This window comes from Streptomyces sp. NPDC002643 (assembly GCF_053592555.1).
Genome location: NZ_JBSFVY010000002.1, coordinates 476,432 through 491,250 on the forward strand (window position 1 = coordinate 476,432; position 14,819 = coordinate 491,250).

Here is a 14,819-nt window from a genome sequence, read left to right on the forward strand (position 1 = left end):
GTCTCGACGGCCGCCCACCGTGGCCGCTTCGCAACCCATCCGCAACCGCCCGTACCGCACATCCGGGCCCCCTCGACCGTCACAGTCACAACAGGTCGCCACCAGCAAGGCGACAACCGACTGGTCAAGGGGGCCCGGATGCGTACGCATCGCAGCACAGGACCGACACGACGGCGGCGGCCGATCACCGCCCTCCTCACCCTCGGCACAGCGGCCGCCCTCCTCCTCACCGGCTGCGGAGAGACCGGCGACCGGGGCAACTCGTCGTCGTACGACCGCAAGGGAACCGGCGGCACCAACGGCGGCGGCTTCCCGGCCCCCGCCCCCGAAGGCACCGGCAGCGGCGAGCAGCGCGGCGAACAACCGAGCGACGAGACCCCCGACTACGCCCCGTCCCCCGACTACCTCTCCACCTTCGCCCTGGACGTCGACACCGCCTCCTACGGCTACGCCCGCCGCACCCTCGCCGACGGCAGCCTGCCCGACCCGGCGACGATCCGCCCGGAGGAGTTCGTCAACAGCTTCCGCCAGGACTACGAACGCCCCGACGGCGACGGCTTCACGGTGACCGTCGACGGCGCCCGTACGAGCGACGAGAACTGGTCCCTGGTCCGCGTGGGCCTCGCCACCCGCGCCGCGGGCGACGACAGCGAACGCCCGCCCGCCGCCCTCACCTTCGTCATCGACGTCAGCGGCTCCATGTCCGAACCCGGCCGCCTCGACCTCGCCCAGGACGCCCTCGGCACGATGACGGACCGGCTGCGCGACGACGACTCGGTGGCGATCGTCACCTTCAGCGGCGAGGCCGAGACGGTCCTGCCGATGACCCGCCTCGACGACAACCGGGGCGAGATCCACGACGCGATCGACAGCCTGGAGCCCACCGACTCCACCAACCTCGGCGCGGGCATCGAGACCGGCTACGAGACCGCCGTCGAGGGCCTGCGCAAGGGCGCCACCAACCGCGTCGTCCTCCTCTCCGACGCCCTCGCCAACACCGGCGACACCGACGCCGACACCATCCTCGAACGCATCGGCGGCGAACGCCGCGAACACGGCATCACCCTCTTCGGCGTCGGCGTCGGCAGCGACTACGGCGACGCCCTCATGGAACGCCTCGCCGACAAGGGCGACGGCCACACCACCTACGTCTCCTCCGAGAAGGAGGCGGAGAAGGTCTTCTGCGAGGACCTCCCCCGCAACATCGACCTCACCGCCCGCGACGCCAAGGCCCAGGTCGCCTTCGACCCGGAGACCGTCGAGGAGTTCCGCCTGATCGGCTACGACAACCGCCAGGTCGCCGACGAGGACTTCCGCGACGACCGCGTCGACGGCGGCGAGGTGGGCCCCGGCCACACGGTCACCGCCCTCTACTCGGTCCGCACCAAGGAGGGCGCCGAGGGCCACCTCGCCACGGCGACGGTCCGCTGGCTGGACCCCGACGACCGCACCCCGCACGAGGAGTCCGCCGCCGTGGAGGCCTCCGCCCTGCACGACGACCTCTGGACGACCGCCCCCCACGGCCTCCAAGTGGCCGCCGTGGCCGCCTACTTCGCCGACACCCTGCGCACCGGAGTCTCCTCCCTGACCGCCCTCCCTGACCGCCCGACCCTGAGCCGACTCTCGTTCCGCGCCCAGGAACTGGCCAAGGACCGAGAGGACCAGGACCTGAAGGACCTGTCCGAAACCATCGACAAGGCCGACCGTCTGATGAGCCAGTACTGAATCGGCCAAAGCCATTGAAAAATCCTTACGCCTCGGTAAGTTGACTCACCGGTAATGAACGGCAGTCATCGGTCCCCGGGGGGTCGTCATGGGCGTACGCAAGGACTTGAACAAGGCCAAGCAACGTACCGACCTGGCCGAACGGGTCAAGGTCGAGGTCGTCAGGGACGCGTACGGGGTCGTCCGCGAGGCCCGGACGTCCGCGCTCGCCCCGCCCCTGACGAGCGGCAGCATCGCCGACCTCCCCTACCGCAACGCCACCGAGGCCCCGGACGCCACGGTCCTGCGCCGCGAGACCCACGGCACCTGGCACCCCGTGACCGCCGCCGCCTTCGCCCGTGAAGTCAGCGCCACCGCCAAGGGGTTGATCGCCGCCGGGCTCGAACCGGGCGGCCGGGTCGCCGTGATGGCCCGTACCCGCTACGAGTGGACCGTCCTCGACTTCGCCATCTGGGCGGCCGGCGGCCAGTCCGTACCGATCTACGCCACCTCCTCGCCCGAGCAGATCGAGTGGATCGTCCGCGACTCCGGCGCCCGATTCATGATCGTGGAGACCCCCGAGAACGCCGCCGCCGCGACCACCGCCACCGCCCGCCACTCCCAGCCCCCGCACGTCTGGCAGCTGGACGATGCCGCCCTCGGCCAACTCGCCGACCTGGGCCGGAGCGTCCCCGAGGAGGAGGTCTCCAAGCGCCGCGCCGCCCTCACCCCGGACACGGCCGCGACCATCTGCTACACCTCGGGCACCACCGGCCGCCCCAAGGGCTGCGTCCTCACCCATGCCAACCTGCACGCCGAGTCCGCCAACCTGGTCGAGCTGCTCCACCCCGTCTTCGAGGCGGTCACCGGCCAGACCGCCTCCACCCTCCTCTTCCTTCCCCTCGCCCACATCCTCGGCCGCACGATCCAGATCGGCTGTCTGCTGGCCCGCATCGAACTGGGCCACTGCCCGAGCATCAAGCCCGACGACCTGCGCCCCGCGCTCAAAAAGTTCCAGCCCACCTTCCTCATCGGCGTCCCCTACGTCTTCGAGCGCATCCACGCCACCGGCCGCGCCACCGCCGAACGCATCGGCCGGGGCGCCTCCTTCGACCGCGCCCACCGCGTCGGCGTCCGCTTCGCCGAGGCCCACCTCGACAAGTTCCTCGACCGGGGCCCCGGCCCGACCCTCGGCCTCTACGCCGCCTGGGCCCTGTACGACCTGCTGGTCTACCGCCGCATCCGCCGCGAACTCGGCGGCCGGATGAGCTACGCCATCAGCGGCGGCTCCCCCCTCGACCGCGACCTCAACCTCTTCTTCTACGCCGCCGGGATCATCATCTACGAGGGCTACGGCCTCACCGAGACCACGGCCGCCGCCACCATCGTGCCGCCCCTCGGGCCCCGCCCCGGCACGGTCGGCCGGCCCGTCCCCGGCACCGAGATCCGGATCGCCGACGACGGCGAGGTCCTCATCAAGGGCTCCATCGTCTTCGGCACCTACTGGAACAACCCGGCCGCCACCGACGCCGTCCTCACCGACGACTGGTTCGCCACCGGCGACCTCGGCGCACTCGACGAGGACGGCTATCTCACCATCACCGGCCGCAAGAAGGACATTCTCGTCACCTCCGGCGGCAAGAACGTCTCCCCGGCCGTCCTGGAGGACCGCCTGCGCAGCCGCCCCCCGGTCGGCCAGTGCATCGTCGTCGGCGACAACCGCCCCTACGTCGCCGCCCTCATCACCCTCGACCCCGAGGACGTCACCCACTGGCTCCACGTCCGCGGCATGTCCCCCGACACCCCTCTCTCCGAACTCGTCGACGATCCCCGTATGCGCGCCGACGTCCAAAAGGCCGTCGACTACGCCAACCAAGCCGTCTCCCGCGCCGAGTCCATCCGCGAATTCAAGCTGGTGGAAGGCGAGTTCAACGAGGAGAACGGTCTCCTCACCCCCTCCCTGAAGATCAAACGCCACGTGGTGACGGAGACATACGCGGCGGCGATCGAGGCGCTGTACGCGAAGAAGTAGGACGGGAGCGGGAGGAGCCGCCGCACACGGCAGCGGGCCGCCGATGAACTCGGCGGCCCGCTGTCGTGTGTCCGGTGGTGGCGTCAGTGGTGCTGGTGCTTCTTTCCGTCCTTGTCGTCGCCGTTGCCGTTGTCCGAGAGGATCGGGATGTCGGACAGGATGTGCGACAACGGCTCGTCGCCCTTGGCCTGGGTGGAGTTCTCGGTGCACTGCTGGTTCTGGGGGGCGGAGAGGATCGGCGTGTCCTGGAGGACGCCGACTCCGATGAGCCCGAGCCCGTTGAGGTTGCCCTTGAGCGGCAGACCGATGCAGGGCTTGTTGAGCGAGCCCTGGACCAGCGACAGCTGCGGGCTCATGTCGCCCTTGGTCACCGAGTTGCCGAACGCCTGCTCGGCACCGTTGCCGCTGAAGGACGTGGTTCCACCGTCGTCGGCGAGCGCCTGGGGCGCGGCGACGGTCGCGAGGCCAGTGATGGAAGCGGCAACAGCCGCGGTAGCCCACAGCTTCTTCATGTTCGATCCCTTCGGAAAGCGGACTCCGTTGCGGAGTTGCGCCCTGATCAACAGAGCGCCCGGCCAACAGTTGCGTTGATTGCCCCTATTGGCGCAATAGGTGTCTTATCTTGGCGATTAGGCGTATTGGGCGGGTCGTCGTGGTGGTCGGCGGCCCACCCGCGCGATGGCGTCAGTGGTGCTTCTTTCCGCCCTTGTCGTCGCCGTTGCCGTTGTCCGAGAGGATCGGGATGTCCGACAGGATGTGCGACAACGGCTCGTCGCCCTTGGCCTGGGTGGAGTTCTCGGTGCACTGCTGGTTCTGCGGAGCGGACAGGATCGGAACGTCCTGGAGGACGCCGACTCCGATGAGCCCGAGCCCGTTGAGGTTGCCCTTGAGCGGCAGACCGATGCAGGGCTTGTTGAGCGAGCCCTGGATCAGCGCCATCTGCGGGCTCATGTTCCCGTACGTCGCCGAGTTGCCGTACACCTGCTCGGCGTCGTTGCCGCTGAAGGACGTGGTTCCGCCGTCGTCGGCGAGCGCCTGGGGCGCGGCGACGGCCGAGGCTCCGACGGAGGAGGCGGCGATCGTCGCTGCGGCCAGAATCTTCTTGATCACGTGCGATTCCCTTCTGGAGAAACCCCGTTTCCACCGGAGCGCCTTGGACAACTTCGCCCGGACTTCCCGGTTGCTCATATTCACTCCGTCGGCCCATGGAGCGGAGCGAGAACCCGGAGTGCGGAATGTTCCGTCGCTCTGGAATTCTCCGGCGCGAGCGGGCTGAACGGGTGATGTGTCGAAACCGGTTCGGGTGTGCCGCCGTTGCTGCCAGAGTCAGGGACCCGCGGGTTCACCAGGAAAGGAACGCGAAATGCTCAAGAAGGCAATGGCCGTGGTCGCGGTGGCGGCTTCCGCCACCGGCCTCGCGGCCGCCACGGCACCCCAGGCGCTCGCCGACGACGGCGGGACCACGTCCTTCAGCGGCAATGGTGCCCACCAGGCGTTCGGCAACTCGGTGACCAAGGGCGACATGAGCCCCCAGGCCACGCTGGTGCAGGGTTCGCTCAACAAGCTCTGCATCGGTCTGCCACTCAAGGGCAACCTCAACGGGATTCTCGGAGTCGGCGTCCTCCAGGACACGCCGATCCTCTCCGCCCCCCAGAACCAGCAGTGCACCGAGAACTCCACCCAGGCCAAGGGCGACGAGCCTCTCTCGCACATCCTGTCCGACATCCCGATCCTCTCGGACAACGGCAACGGCAAGGACGACGGCAACGGCCGCCACCACGAGAAGAAGTGATCGGCGGCGTGCGGCGCAGTTGATCGGGTAATCCGCAGAGACTCGGACCGTCCGCGTTGAATGCGCGGGCGGTCCGAGTTGTTCATTCTATTGGGGCGTTCGGGTGAATTACCCCGGGCCCCAGGTTCCGGAGTTTCTTCCGGCGTCTATTCCTCGTTTCACAGGCTGCAGGTCATGATGCGAGCCGTTCATGCTGTGCTCGCTCGGTTTCGGCCGTCAATTGGGGCATGACCGCAACGAAGGGAAATGACGTGAAGCTCAAGAAGAGCGCTGCTGTCGTCGCCGGCGCGATCATGGCCGTGGGTATGGCCACTCCGGCCATGGCCGACTCGGAGGCCAAGGGTGCCGCCATCGGTTCGCCGGGCGTCCTCTCGGGCAACGTGATCCAGGTCCCGATCCACATCCCGATCAACGTGTGCGGCAACAGCATCAACATCGTCGGGCTGCTGAACCCGGCGTTCGGCAACGTGTGCATCAACGACTGACGTCGTAGCGCGCCACGCATCAGCCGCTCGGCTGTGCCACAGCCGGCCTTGGACTGTCCTCATCGGCTCCAAGGCCGGCTTTTCCCACTTCTACGAGCAGGAAGAAACGAGATTGCGACAGACCCTGAGCAAGGGAATGGTCGTCGCCGCAGCGACGACGGGCATCCTGTCCTTCTACGGCACTCCGGCGCTCGCGGAGCCGACCGCGCAGGGTGCCGCCTCGAACTCGCCCGGCGTGGTGTCGGGCAACACCGTCAGCGTCCCTGTGACGGTTCCGGTCAACGCGTGCGGGAACACGGTCGACGTCGCCGCCCTCGGCAACCCGGCCACGGGCAACGCGTGCGGCAACGACACCTCCTCGGACACCTCCTCACAGGCGTACGACTCCTCCACGCGGGCCCAGGCCGCCCCGCCCGCCGAGCCGGAGCCCGCGGCCGCGCCCCCCGCCCACACCGACCCGCCGGAGGACCACGAGGACACCTGGGTTTACGAGGAGTACACGGATTACACCGAGTACGACGAGGTCGCCGACCCCGCCGACGAGTACGTCGAGGAGGACGACAACTCCCACGACGGTGACCACTCCGGCCACGACGACGACACCGACCACGGTCAGTCCCAGGACAGCAGCCAGTCCGAGAACAACGGTCAGACTCAGGACAGCGGTCAGTCCAAGGACAACGGCCAGTCCGAGAACAACGGCCACTCCAAGGACAACGGTCACTCCAAGGACAACGGCCACTCCAAGGACAACGGTCAGTCCGAGAACCACTCCGACCACGGGGACCAGGGCGGTGACTCCGGCTACGGCGACCAGGGCGGCGACTCCGAGTACGGCGACTCGCCGGACGACGGCTACGGCGATGTGCCGGAGGACGGCGGCGACGGCTCCGGTTACGGCGACAACCCGCCGACCGAGCCCCCCGTGGACAAGCCCCCGGTGGACAAGCCGCCGACGCACAAGCCTCCCACGCACAAGCCGCCGACCCACAAGCCTCCGACGGGCCACAAGCCCCCGACGAGCAAGCCCCCAACCGGCCACAAGCCGCCCACCGGTCACAAGCCGCCGACCGGCGACAAGCCTCCGACGGGGCATAAACCCCCGACGGGCCACAAGCCCCCGACGAGCCACAAGCCTCCAACGGGTCACAAGCCACCCACAGGGCACAAGCCGCCGACCGGCCACAAGCCCCCGACGAGCCACAAGCCTCCAACGGGCCACAAGCCTCCAACGGGCCACAAGCCCCCCACCGGGCATCAGCCCCCGACCCACAAGCCGCCCATGCACCAGCCCCCCACAGACAAGCCCCCCACACACCAGCCCCCCACGCACAAGCCGCCGACCGGTCATCAGCCTCCGGCGCACAAGCCTCCGTCGCTGCCCAAGACCGGCAGTGACACCGAGGCGTTGATCGCCATGTCGGCGGTCAGCGCGGCGTTGATCGTGGGCGGTGGGATTCTCTACCGCCGGGGCCGGGCCTCGTCCGGTCGCTGAGGCAGTCGCTCGCGCGGGTGCCGGGACGCGTGTCGCGCCCGGCACCCGAGCCGTGTCGGCGTCCGGCATGGGGCCCCTACCGCCCTGCTGCCGATGTGAGGTGGGTCCTGGCCGCCGGCACCGGCAGCCGCCCACCGGGCATCCCGGCGCGCAGCCGTCGCCGTACGCCTCGTACGAGGGTCGGTGCAGTGAAGGACGCGCCGTGGACGAAGCGCATCGCGGGGCCGAAGCCGGCGGTCGTGGTCAGGCCCGCGAGGAACAGGCCGGGGACCGAGGATTCGAAGTCCCGCCCGGCCGCGGGGGAGCCGTCGGCGAGGGCGGAGAGGTCCGCGCGGATGTCCTCGTCCAGCAGACCGAGCCGTGCCCGGGTGGCACGGAAACCCGTGGCGGCGATGACGTGTTCGGTGTCCACGGAGGTCAACTCGCCGCCCCGGCCCACCGTTTCCAGCCGTACGGCGCCTCCCTTCTCGTACGCCAGGGCGACCTCCTGGCCGAGCCGTACCTCGACGGCCGACTCGACGCGGTCGCGTACCCACCAGGCGCCCGCCGGGCCCAGGGCCTCCGTCGCGATCCGGACGCGTTTCTGCTCGGGCAACCGCCGGTACCAGCCGGGGCGTTCCGCGTAGAACCAGTTGCGCCAGCCGCAGCCCAGGCCGCCGAGCGGGGAGCGGGCCGAGCGCCACCAGGGGCGGTCCAGGGGCGGCGGGGTGTCGTTCCAGTTGAGACGGCTCGCTCGGGCCAACACCCGCACTCCCGTGCCCTGTTCGGCGAGGAGGGCCGCCGTCTCCAGGGCCGCCTGGCCGCCGCCGATCACCGTGACGTCCTTGCCCCGGAAAGGGGTCAGGTCGTTGTGATGGCTGCTGTGGGAGACGTGGGCGGGGCCCAACTCACGCAGCACGGGCGGGACTTCGGCGAAGGGGGTGATTCCCACGGCCAGCGCCACCGTGCGGGAGCGCAGCATCTCGCCGTCGCTCAGCAGGGCCTCGTAGCCGCCGATCCCGCGCCGAATACGGGCCACCATCCGTTCGTCGACCGGCGGTACGGCGTGCCGGGCGAACCACAGGCCGTACGAGGCGAAGTCGCCGACGGGGATGGGGCGGCCGTGGCGGGCCTCGACGCCTCGCTCCGCCAAGTACACGTCGAGTCGCAGGCGGCCCTCGGGGTCCGAGAGGTTGGAGGCCCAGGGCTCGGACTTCAGGAACATGCCCGGCGGCATGTGATCGCGCCAGGACGCCATCGGACGGCCGAGGACGCCGATGCTCAGCCCGGCCGCGGCGGCGTGCGACGCGATGGACAGACCGTACGGGCCGGCGCCCACCACCAGCAGGTCGTACATCAGTGGCTGCTCGCTTTCTCGTTCTCGTCGTGGGAAGGGGCGGGGGTGGGGTCGTCCGGCACCGGGACGGGCAGCGGCGGCCGGGGCGAGCGGGGTGACAGCAGGCGGCCGAGGGCGTGCCGGGTCCACAGCGGCCACAGCGCCGCGCCCGGCGCGAGGTCGTCCTTGGCGTGCCAGGCCAGTTCACGGGGGTGGGGGAGCAGCGCGTCGAGCGGCGCGTAGTTCTCCACGACGAACGTCCGCCCCGGCACCGGAGCCCCCTCCGGCACCGGACGGCCGGTCAGATCCAGATGCAGCGCCCGTACGACGTCGATGCCGGCCGTGTCGGTGAAGAGGCGGAACTGGGCGCCGGGGCGCGGGTTGAAGTCGAGGAGATGGTACGGGCCGGTGCGGCCCTCGCGGCGGAAGTCCAGGTCGAACACGCCCCGGTAGCCGAGGGCGCCGACCAGTCGCTCGGCGAGGGCCTGTACCTCGGGGTTGGCGGTCCAGCGGCCGACGGCGGTGAGGCCGGCCCCGGGCGGCCAGGCGCGCAGCTTGCGGCCCGGGCCACCGGCGCGGACGGTACCGGCGCGGTCGACGTAGCCGTGGAAGAACCAGTCGCGGTCCTGGCCCGGCGGCAGGAACGCCTGGAGCAGCAGTCGGCTCCCGGCGGCTGCCGAGCGCCGGTACAGCGTCGCCGCCTCCCCGGCCGAGCGCACCACCGAGGTGCTGCGCAGCCCGGCCCCGTCGGGCAGCAGCCAGGGCCGGGACCACTTGGCGATCAGTGGCAGGCCCAACTCCCGTGCCGCGGCGGCCGCTTCCGGGGCGCCGGTGGGGAGCGCGGTCGCCGGGTGCGGGATGTCCAGGCGGCGGCAGAGCGCGGCCAGTTCCGCCTTGTCGGCGACCCGTTCGGCCAGGGCCGTCGGGCCCGGCGGGAGCAGATAGCCGTACCTCAGTGCCTCGCGCAACCGGTCGGCGGCCACCGCGCTCGCGTCGTCCAGGGGGATCAGGACCGCCGGGCCGGAGAGCCGGTCGGCCACGCGGTGCAGCACGGCGGCGAATTCGGCGTCGGACGCGCCCGGGCGGGGCGGGGCGTGTGTCTCGAAGACGAAACGCGAACCACGCACGGGACTTCCCGAGCAGTCCGCGACGAGATGCACTTCCACACCGGCCCGGCCCAGCGAGCGTACGGCGCCCAGGGTTCCGTGGTGAAAGGGATTGCGATCGGTCCGCAACAGAACGGCCGGAACACGGGTGTCGAGCGGCGACACGGACATTTCCTTGAGGTCCTCGCACATTTCTTTGGAGTCGGTTCACCCGTGCGGGCGATCGGGGCACCCGAAGGCCGGAGCCCCTGTTGGCGGAACTCATATTCGTATGACTGATTGTCAGTAGGTGGAAATCGGCGGCGGAATGCGGTGAGAGTGAAGAAGGCGGAGAAAGCGATGAGAGAGGAGCGCGCGATGGCGGTACAGCAGCGGGCCCGGCACCGGCGGCCCCGGAACAGACGGCTGACGCTCGTCGCGGCCTCGGTCGTCGCGTCGTTCGCCCTCGCGTCGGTCCCGGTGTACGCCACCGGCGTGGTCCAGGTCACCCCCGACCCGCCGGTGCCGGTCCCGACGGTCCCGGGCGCCACTACTCCGACCGCGGCCTCGGTGCCCAACACCCCGGCGGCTCCCGCCACTCCGGCGTCCCCGGTGTCCCCGGCGGCCGTGGGGCCCGCCGCCGTGACACCGGCCCCGGTGCTCCCGGCCCCGGTGCTCCCGACGCCCATCGCCCCGGCGACTCCCGCCGCCCCGGCGACGACGCCCGCCGCTCCGATCACCCCGCCGCTGGCCTCGCCCCTTCCGGCGACTCCCCTCCCGGTCACGCCGTCCCGGACGCCGCAGCCGGTCGTGCCGGTCGAGGAACTGCCCGCGATCGGTGCCTATCTGCACTACGGCCCCCGGGGTGTCGCCCGGATCGCCGAGCTGAGCGACTGGCTGGGCGGGTCCGAGCTGCGCGTGGCGCACACGTATCTGCCGGGCGATCTGTGGTCCAACATCGAGGGCCTGCCCGGCTTCCTGGACTCCTGGGCCGAGTGGCGGCGCGAGGAGGACGACCGGATGTTCGTCCTCAACGTGCCCATGATGGAGCGCAACGAGGAGGGCGTCTCCGACGCCGAGGTCCGCGCGCTGCTCGGCCGGGCCGCCGCCGGTGAGTTCGACCACCACTTCCGCAGACTCGCCGAGCGGCTGGTCGCATTGGGAATCCCGGACACGGTGCTCGTGCTCGGCTGGGAGATGAACGGCATGACGTACACCCATCGCTGCGGGCCGGACCCGGAGAACTGGAAGAAGTACTGGAACAGGATCGTCACCACGATGCGTGCGGTGCCGGGCCAGAAATTCAAGTTCGACTGGACCCCGAACCGCGGCAAGGACGCCATTCCTTGGACCGAGTGCTATCCGGGGGACGACACCGTCGACATCATCGGAATGGACTCCTACGACCAGCCGCGCGGAATCACCTTCGACGAACAGGTGAAGGAGCCGTACGGCCTCCAGGCGCACGTCGATTTCGCCAAGGCGCACAAGAAGCCCATCTCATATGCGGAATGGGGGCTCTTCCGCAACGGCGACAACCCGGAGTACATGCGGCGCATGCTCGCCTGGATGGACGAGCACAAGCCGCTGTACAACACCCTCACCGACTACTGCCCGCACGGTGTGTGGCAGTGCGCCAGCAATCCGAGGGCGGCCCAGGTATACCGCTCGATGCTGTTCGACCGTGACGAACCGAAGCCCGCGACCGAGCCCACACCGACTCCGACCCCGACGCCCGTCCCCACGCCGAAGCCGACCCCCACCACGCCGGTACACCCGCCGAACTGCTCGCCGCTGGATCTGGGCGAGTGGGTGGAGTACTGGATCGGCGGCAAGATCTGCATCCGCACGGAGTGGTGGACGCGTTACGAGTGAATCGGGGCCGCCGGTGGCGGTGACCCCGGCGGGCCGGTACCCCAGCGGCCGCCCGCCGGGGTCACCGCCCGCCGCCACCGTTTTCCCTCCGCTCACGCCACCGGCGCACCAGCTCCTTGCCCCGCCGGCGGGCCGCCGCGTCGTACGCCACCGCCGACAGCAGGGGCGCCGTGCGGCGGCGGGCGAGCAGCAGCCGCTGGTTGACCACGGTGTCGGGGCGCCAGCGCAGCTTGTACGGCTCCGCCCCGCGCAGCAGGCTCAGCACCTGGTGGCCGCCGGTGCCGACATGCCGGGCGCAGGCGTCCAGCAGCATGGTCGCGACGTCCGCCTTGCGTTCCCTGAGGCCCGGATGGGCGCCGTAGAGATAGCCGCCCGCGAGCCGGCGCGAGAGCAGGGTGACATCGACGGCCATGACGTCGCCGTCCAGCCGGAACTCGGTGACCACGGCGTCCCCGGAGCGCACCATCGGCCCCACCGAGCGGGACAGATGCTCGGCGAAGCGCGGTCGGAGGTGCTCGGTGGTGACCTTGCGGCCCTGCCACTGGAGGCGATGCAGATCCAGCATGGTCCGCAGGGCCGAGTTGACCTCGTCGGGGCGCACGGCACGCGGTTCGATACCGAGGTCGCCGAGTTTGCGCATCTTGGCGCGGACCCGCTGGGCCCGGGAGTTGGGCAGCCGGGTCAGCAACTCGTCCATGGGCCGGGCGGGCAGCTCCAGACAGACCGAGTCGCCGACCTTGCGCCGGGGCCCCCGCCAGCCGTCGTAGATCCGTTCGACGGCGGCGCCCGGCCGTACCTCGCGGAAGTCGATCAGCGCGGTCCGGGCGGCGACGGACAGCCCGTCGCCGAGCGCGGCCGACGCCTCCTCGGCGCACTCGTCGTCGACGAGGACATCGGCGAAGTCGGAGATCGGGCAGCCGAGCGGGACCAGCGTCGGCAGCGGCAGGCGCATGAGCATCAGCGGGGCGACCGCCCGTAGTTCGCCCCCGTCGCGGACCAGCACCAGCCGGAGCCCGCCGGGGCGGCCGTAGGAGAGCCACCAGGAGTGCAGCCAGGCGTGGTTCTGGAACGGGGTGGCCGTGCCGCAGCGCCTGTAGAGCCGGTCCCAGGGCTCGGCCAGCGCGCCGAACTCGCCCTCGTCGGTGCAGAGTTCGGCGCGCAGGGTGGTGTCGGCCCGCGTGCGCAGTGTGCTGGTCACAGCTGCCCGTGGGCGTCGGCGGCGAGCGCGGGACCGGGCACCGAGGCCGCGGGCGGGGCCTCGGGGGAGCGTCGGGGCCGGATCAGCAGGGCGAGCCCGCCGAGCAGGCCTCCGACCGCCGCGCCCACCAGCCCGGTGACGGCGGGTGAGGCGGAGGACTCCTCGGTCGGCTCGGTGGCGCGGGCGAACTGCCGCAGTTCGACGCGCGTGGACTGCTGGGAGTCGTTGGCGTGCCGGGTCAGCGCTCGGGTCACGGCGTTGGCCATGTCGGCGGCGAGATCCGGCCGCGACGAGGTGGCCGACACGGCGACCATCGGCGCGTCCGGCGACGTCGCCGTGCGCACGCTCTCCTTCAGCGTGGACACCGGCACCCCGGCCCACACCTGGGCGTCCCCGAGCACCGCGAGCTGGGTGGCCACCCGCCCGTACGCCTGCGCGAAACCCAGCGCGGACTGGGAGTCGGAGCCCTCGGCGGGGACGGCCACGACATAGCTGGTCGCGGTGTAGACGGGCGGCTTCAGCACACCGAACCCACCCCCGGCCACCCCGCCGATCAGGGCGCCCGCGGCGAGCAGGGACCAGGGGGGCAGGGACGTGACGCGGGCGAAGGGGGTCGTCCCACGGCCGGGGTTGTCGGTCGGTCGTTCGGGCGTACGGTCGGGTGCGCGGTGGGGCGTTCGGTCGGTCATGCGGAACTCACTCCCAGGGACGGGGTTGGCGAGGGCGTGCTGGAGACGGCGGCCGCGTACACGTCCATGAGCTGGGCGGCGCTGCGGGTGATGCAGTAGTGCTGGGCGGCGGCGGGGACGGCGCGCGAACACGGGCCCTGCGCACGGATGTCCAGCAGGGCGCGTACGAAGGAATCCGCGCCCCCCTGGACCCGGCGGGCGCCGGCGGTCGTGTCCGGGGGCAGGTCCTCGATCGCCGGGCAGGAGACATAGAGCACGGGCAGCCCGGACGCCATCGCCTCCACCACCGCGAGCCCGAACGCCTCGTCGGCGCTGGGCGAGGCGAGGACGTCCATGGCGTTCATCAGGGACGGCAGATCGGCGCCGGGGGAGCCCGCCGCCGGGCGCTCCCCGGTGAGCAGCACCCGGTCGGCGACCCCGGCCCGCTGGGCGGCCCGCCGCAGCACGCTCTCCTCGGGGCCGCCGCCGACCAGCAACAGCCAGCAGTCGTCGGGGAGATGGGCGAGCGCCCGGACCAGTACGTCGAACCGCTTGCCCGCCGCGAGCCGCCCCACGCCCCCGACGACATACGCGCCCTCCGGCAGCCCGAGCCGGCGCCGGGTCAGTTCGCGCGAGTCGGAGTCGAAGCGGAATCCGGCGAGGTCGATGCCGTTGGGGACGACATCGATCCGGGGACCGGGCACACCCCAGGCCTCCAGCCGCTCGGCGACGGTGGGGGACACCGCGACCGTGGCCCGGCCCAGCCGCTCACTCGCCAGATACAGCGCGCGGACCCCGGCGGACAGCCTGCGCCCCTCCATCTGGGAGTCGCCGAGGGAGTGCTCGGTGGCGACGACGGCCCGCACGCCCGCCAGCCGGGCGGCGATCCTGCCGTACACGCAGGCCCGGTAGAGGTGGGTGTGGACCAGGTCGTAGCCGCCCTTGCGGATCACCCGGACCAGCCGGGGGAGCGCGGCGAGATCGCGGTTCCCGCCCATGCCGAGGTGGGTGACCCGGATTCCGTCGGCGGTGAGACCATCGGCGACCGGGCCCGGGTTGGTGAGGGTCACCACGTCGCACTCGACCGGCAAGTGGCGCAGCAGCAGCCGCAGTTGCTGCTCCGCGCCGCCGACCCCGAGCCCGGTGATGATGTGCAGCGCCTTCATACCG

General features: G+C 71.2%; 13 protein-coding genes. 6 read left to right on the forward strand and 7 right to left on the reverse strand.

From position 1 onward, the window contains the following. Positions 1–138: 138 nt before the first annotated feature. Both ACWD4G_RS04730 and ACWD4G_RS04735 read left to right on the forward strand, forming a co-directional pair. Entirely contained in the window at positions 139–1,725 is a 1,587-nt protein-coding gene (locus ACWD4G_RS04730) for a YfbK domain-containing protein (protein ID WP_451290725.1), read from the forward strand. A gap of 88 nt (positions 1,726–1,813) precedes the next feature. Beyond that, the gene (locus tag ACWD4G_RS04735) at positions 1,814–3,736 is read left to right on the forward strand and encodes an AMP-dependent synthetase/ligase (RefSeq protein ID WP_451290726.1); all 1,923 of its coding nucleotides are present in this window, start codon (positions 1,814–1,816) and stop codon (positions 3,734–3,736) included. A gap of 83 nt (positions 3,737–3,819) precedes the next feature. On the opposite strand, the gene ACWD4G_RS04740 is transcribed toward ACWD4G_RS04735, so the two are convergent. Together ACWD4G_RS04740 and ACWD4G_RS04745 are read right to left on the reverse strand one after the other, a co-directional pair. Further along, positions 3,820–4,248, reverse strand: a complete 429-nt coding sequence (locus ACWD4G_RS04740; RefSeq protein WP_451290727.1) for a rodlin — start codon at positions 4,246–4,248, stop codon at positions 3,820–3,822. 172 nt (positions 4,249–4,420) lie between these two features. Beyond that, positions 4,421–4,846: a rodlin gene (locus ACWD4G_RS04745; RefSeq protein WP_451290728.1), complete on the reverse strand. Its 426-nt coding sequence runs from the start codon at positions 4,844–4,846 to the stop codon at positions 4,421–4,423. A gap of 253 nt (positions 4,847–5,099) precedes the next feature. Between ACWD4G_RS04745 and ACWD4G_RS04750 the strand changes: the two genes are divergently transcribed. The 3 genes from ACWD4G_RS04750 to ACWD4G_RS04760 all read left to right on the forward strand — a co-directional run bounded on the left by ACWD4G_RS04750 (position 5,100) and on the right by ACWD4G_RS04760 (position 7,508). Next, positions 5,100–5,528, forward strand: a complete 429-nt coding sequence (locus ACWD4G_RS04750) for a rodlin (RefSeq protein ID WP_451290729.1) — start codon at positions 5,100–5,102, stop codon at positions 5,526–5,528. Positions 5,529–5,755: 227 nt separating this feature from the next. Next, positions 5,756–6,013 (forward strand): chaplin, encoded by a 258-nt coding sequence (locus ACWD4G_RS04755; protein ID WP_451290730.1) that lies wholly within the window; start codon positions 5,756–5,758, stop codon positions 6,011–6,013. A 112-nt stretch (positions 6,014–6,125) separates the two neighbouring features. Then, on the forward strand, positions 6,126–7,508 hold the full coding sequence (locus tag ACWD4G_RS04760) for a chaplin family protein (RefSeq protein ID WP_451290731.1): 1,383 nt from the start codon (positions 6,126–6,128) through the stop codon (positions 7,506–7,508). Between the two features lie 76 nt (positions 7,509–7,584). On the opposite strand, the gene ACWD4G_RS04765 is transcribed toward ACWD4G_RS04760, so the two are convergent. Next, a complete protein-coding gene (locus ACWD4G_RS04765) occupies positions 7,585–8,844 on the reverse strand; it encodes an NAD(P)-binding domain-containing protein (RefSeq protein ID WP_451290732.1) in 1,260 nt (419 codons plus the stop codon). Beyond that, on the reverse strand, positions 8,844–10,100 hold the full coding sequence (locus tag ACWD4G_RS04770; protein ID WP_451290733.1) for a carboxylate--amine ligase: 1,257 nt from the start codon (positions 10,098–10,100) through the stop codon (positions 8,844–8,846). The genes ACWD4G_RS04765 and ACWD4G_RS04770 overlap by 1 nt, the downstream gene beginning before the upstream one ends. A gap of 186 nt (positions 10,101–10,286) precedes the next feature. Here ACWD4G_RS04770 and ACWD4G_RS04775 point away from each other — a divergent pair, with 186 nt between their 5' ends. Beyond that, positions 10,287–11,783 (forward strand): glycoside hydrolase family 26 protein, encoded by a 1,497-nt coding sequence (locus ACWD4G_RS04775; RefSeq protein WP_451290734.1) that lies wholly within the window; start codon positions 10,287–10,289, stop codon positions 11,781–11,783. A 61-nt stretch (positions 11,784–11,844) separates the two neighbouring features. On the opposite strand, the gene ACWD4G_RS04780 is transcribed toward ACWD4G_RS04775, so the two are convergent. The 3 genes from ACWD4G_RS04780 to ACWD4G_RS04790 are packed head-to-tail and all read right to left on the reverse strand — an operon-like array spanning position 11,845 to position 14,815. Beyond that, complete coding sequence (locus ACWD4G_RS04780; RefSeq protein ID WP_451290735.1) at positions 11,845–12,981, reverse strand: GNAT family N-acetyltransferase; 1,137 nt, start codon at positions 12,979–12,981, stop codon at positions 11,845–11,847. Then, positions 12,978–13,670 (reverse strand): lipopolysaccharide biosynthesis protein, encoded by a 693-nt coding sequence (locus ACWD4G_RS04785; protein ID WP_451290736.1) that lies wholly within the window; start codon positions 13,668–13,670, stop codon positions 12,978–12,980. The genes ACWD4G_RS04780 and ACWD4G_RS04785 overlap by 4 nt, the downstream gene beginning before the upstream one ends. Continuing rightward, on the reverse strand, positions 13,667–14,815 hold the full coding sequence (locus ACWD4G_RS04790) for a glycosyltransferase (protein ID WP_451290737.1): 1,149 nt from the start codon (positions 14,813–14,815) through the stop codon (positions 13,667–13,669). Before ACWD4G_RS04790 ends, ACWD4G_RS04785 begins: the two co-directional genes overlap by 4 nt. Positions 14,816–14,819: the final 4 nt, after the last annotated feature.

Bases quoted from the DNA above. Each gene is read 5' to 3' on its own strand.
- ACWD4G_RS04740 (WP_451290727.1), bottom strand. From the start codon at position 4,248: ATGAAGAAGCTGTGGGCTACCGCGGCTGTTGCCGCTTCCATCACTGGC.
- ACWD4G_RS04770 (WP_451290733.1), bottom strand. From the start codon at position 10,100: ATGTCCGTGTCGCCGCTCGACACCCGTGTTCCGGCCGTTCTGTTGCGG.
- ACWD4G_RS04765 (WP_451290732.1), bottom strand. From the start codon at position 8,844: ATGTACGACCTGCTGGTGGTGGGCGCCGGCCCGTACGGTCTGTCCATC.
- ACWD4G_RS04735 (WP_451290726.1), top strand. From the start codon at position 1,814: ATGGGCGTACGCAAGGACTTGAACAAGGCCAAGCAACGTACCGACCTG.
- ACWD4G_RS04790 (WP_451290737.1), bottom strand. From the start codon at position 14,815: ATGAAGGCGCTGCACATCATCACCGGGCTCGGGGTCGGCGGCGCGGAG.
- ACWD4G_RS04775 (WP_451290734.1), top strand. From the start codon at position 10,287: ATGGCGGTACAGCAGCGGGCCCGGCACCGGCGGCCCCGGAACAGACGG.
- ACWD4G_RS04755 (WP_451290730.1), top strand. From the start codon at position 5,756: ATGACCGCAACGAAGGGAAATGACGTGAAGCTCAAGAAGAGCGCTGCT.
- ACWD4G_RS04750 (WP_451290729.1), top strand. From the start codon at position 5,100: ATGCTCAAGAAGGCAATGGCCGTGGTCGCGGTGGCGGCTTCCGCCACC.
- ACWD4G_RS04785 (WP_451290736.1), bottom strand. From the start codon at position 13,670: ATGACCGACCGAACGCCCCACCGCGCACCCGACCGTACGCCCGAACGA.
- ACWD4G_RS04730 (WP_451290725.1), top strand. From the start codon at position 139: ATGCGTACGCATCGCAGCACAGGACCGACACGACGGCGGCGGCCGATC.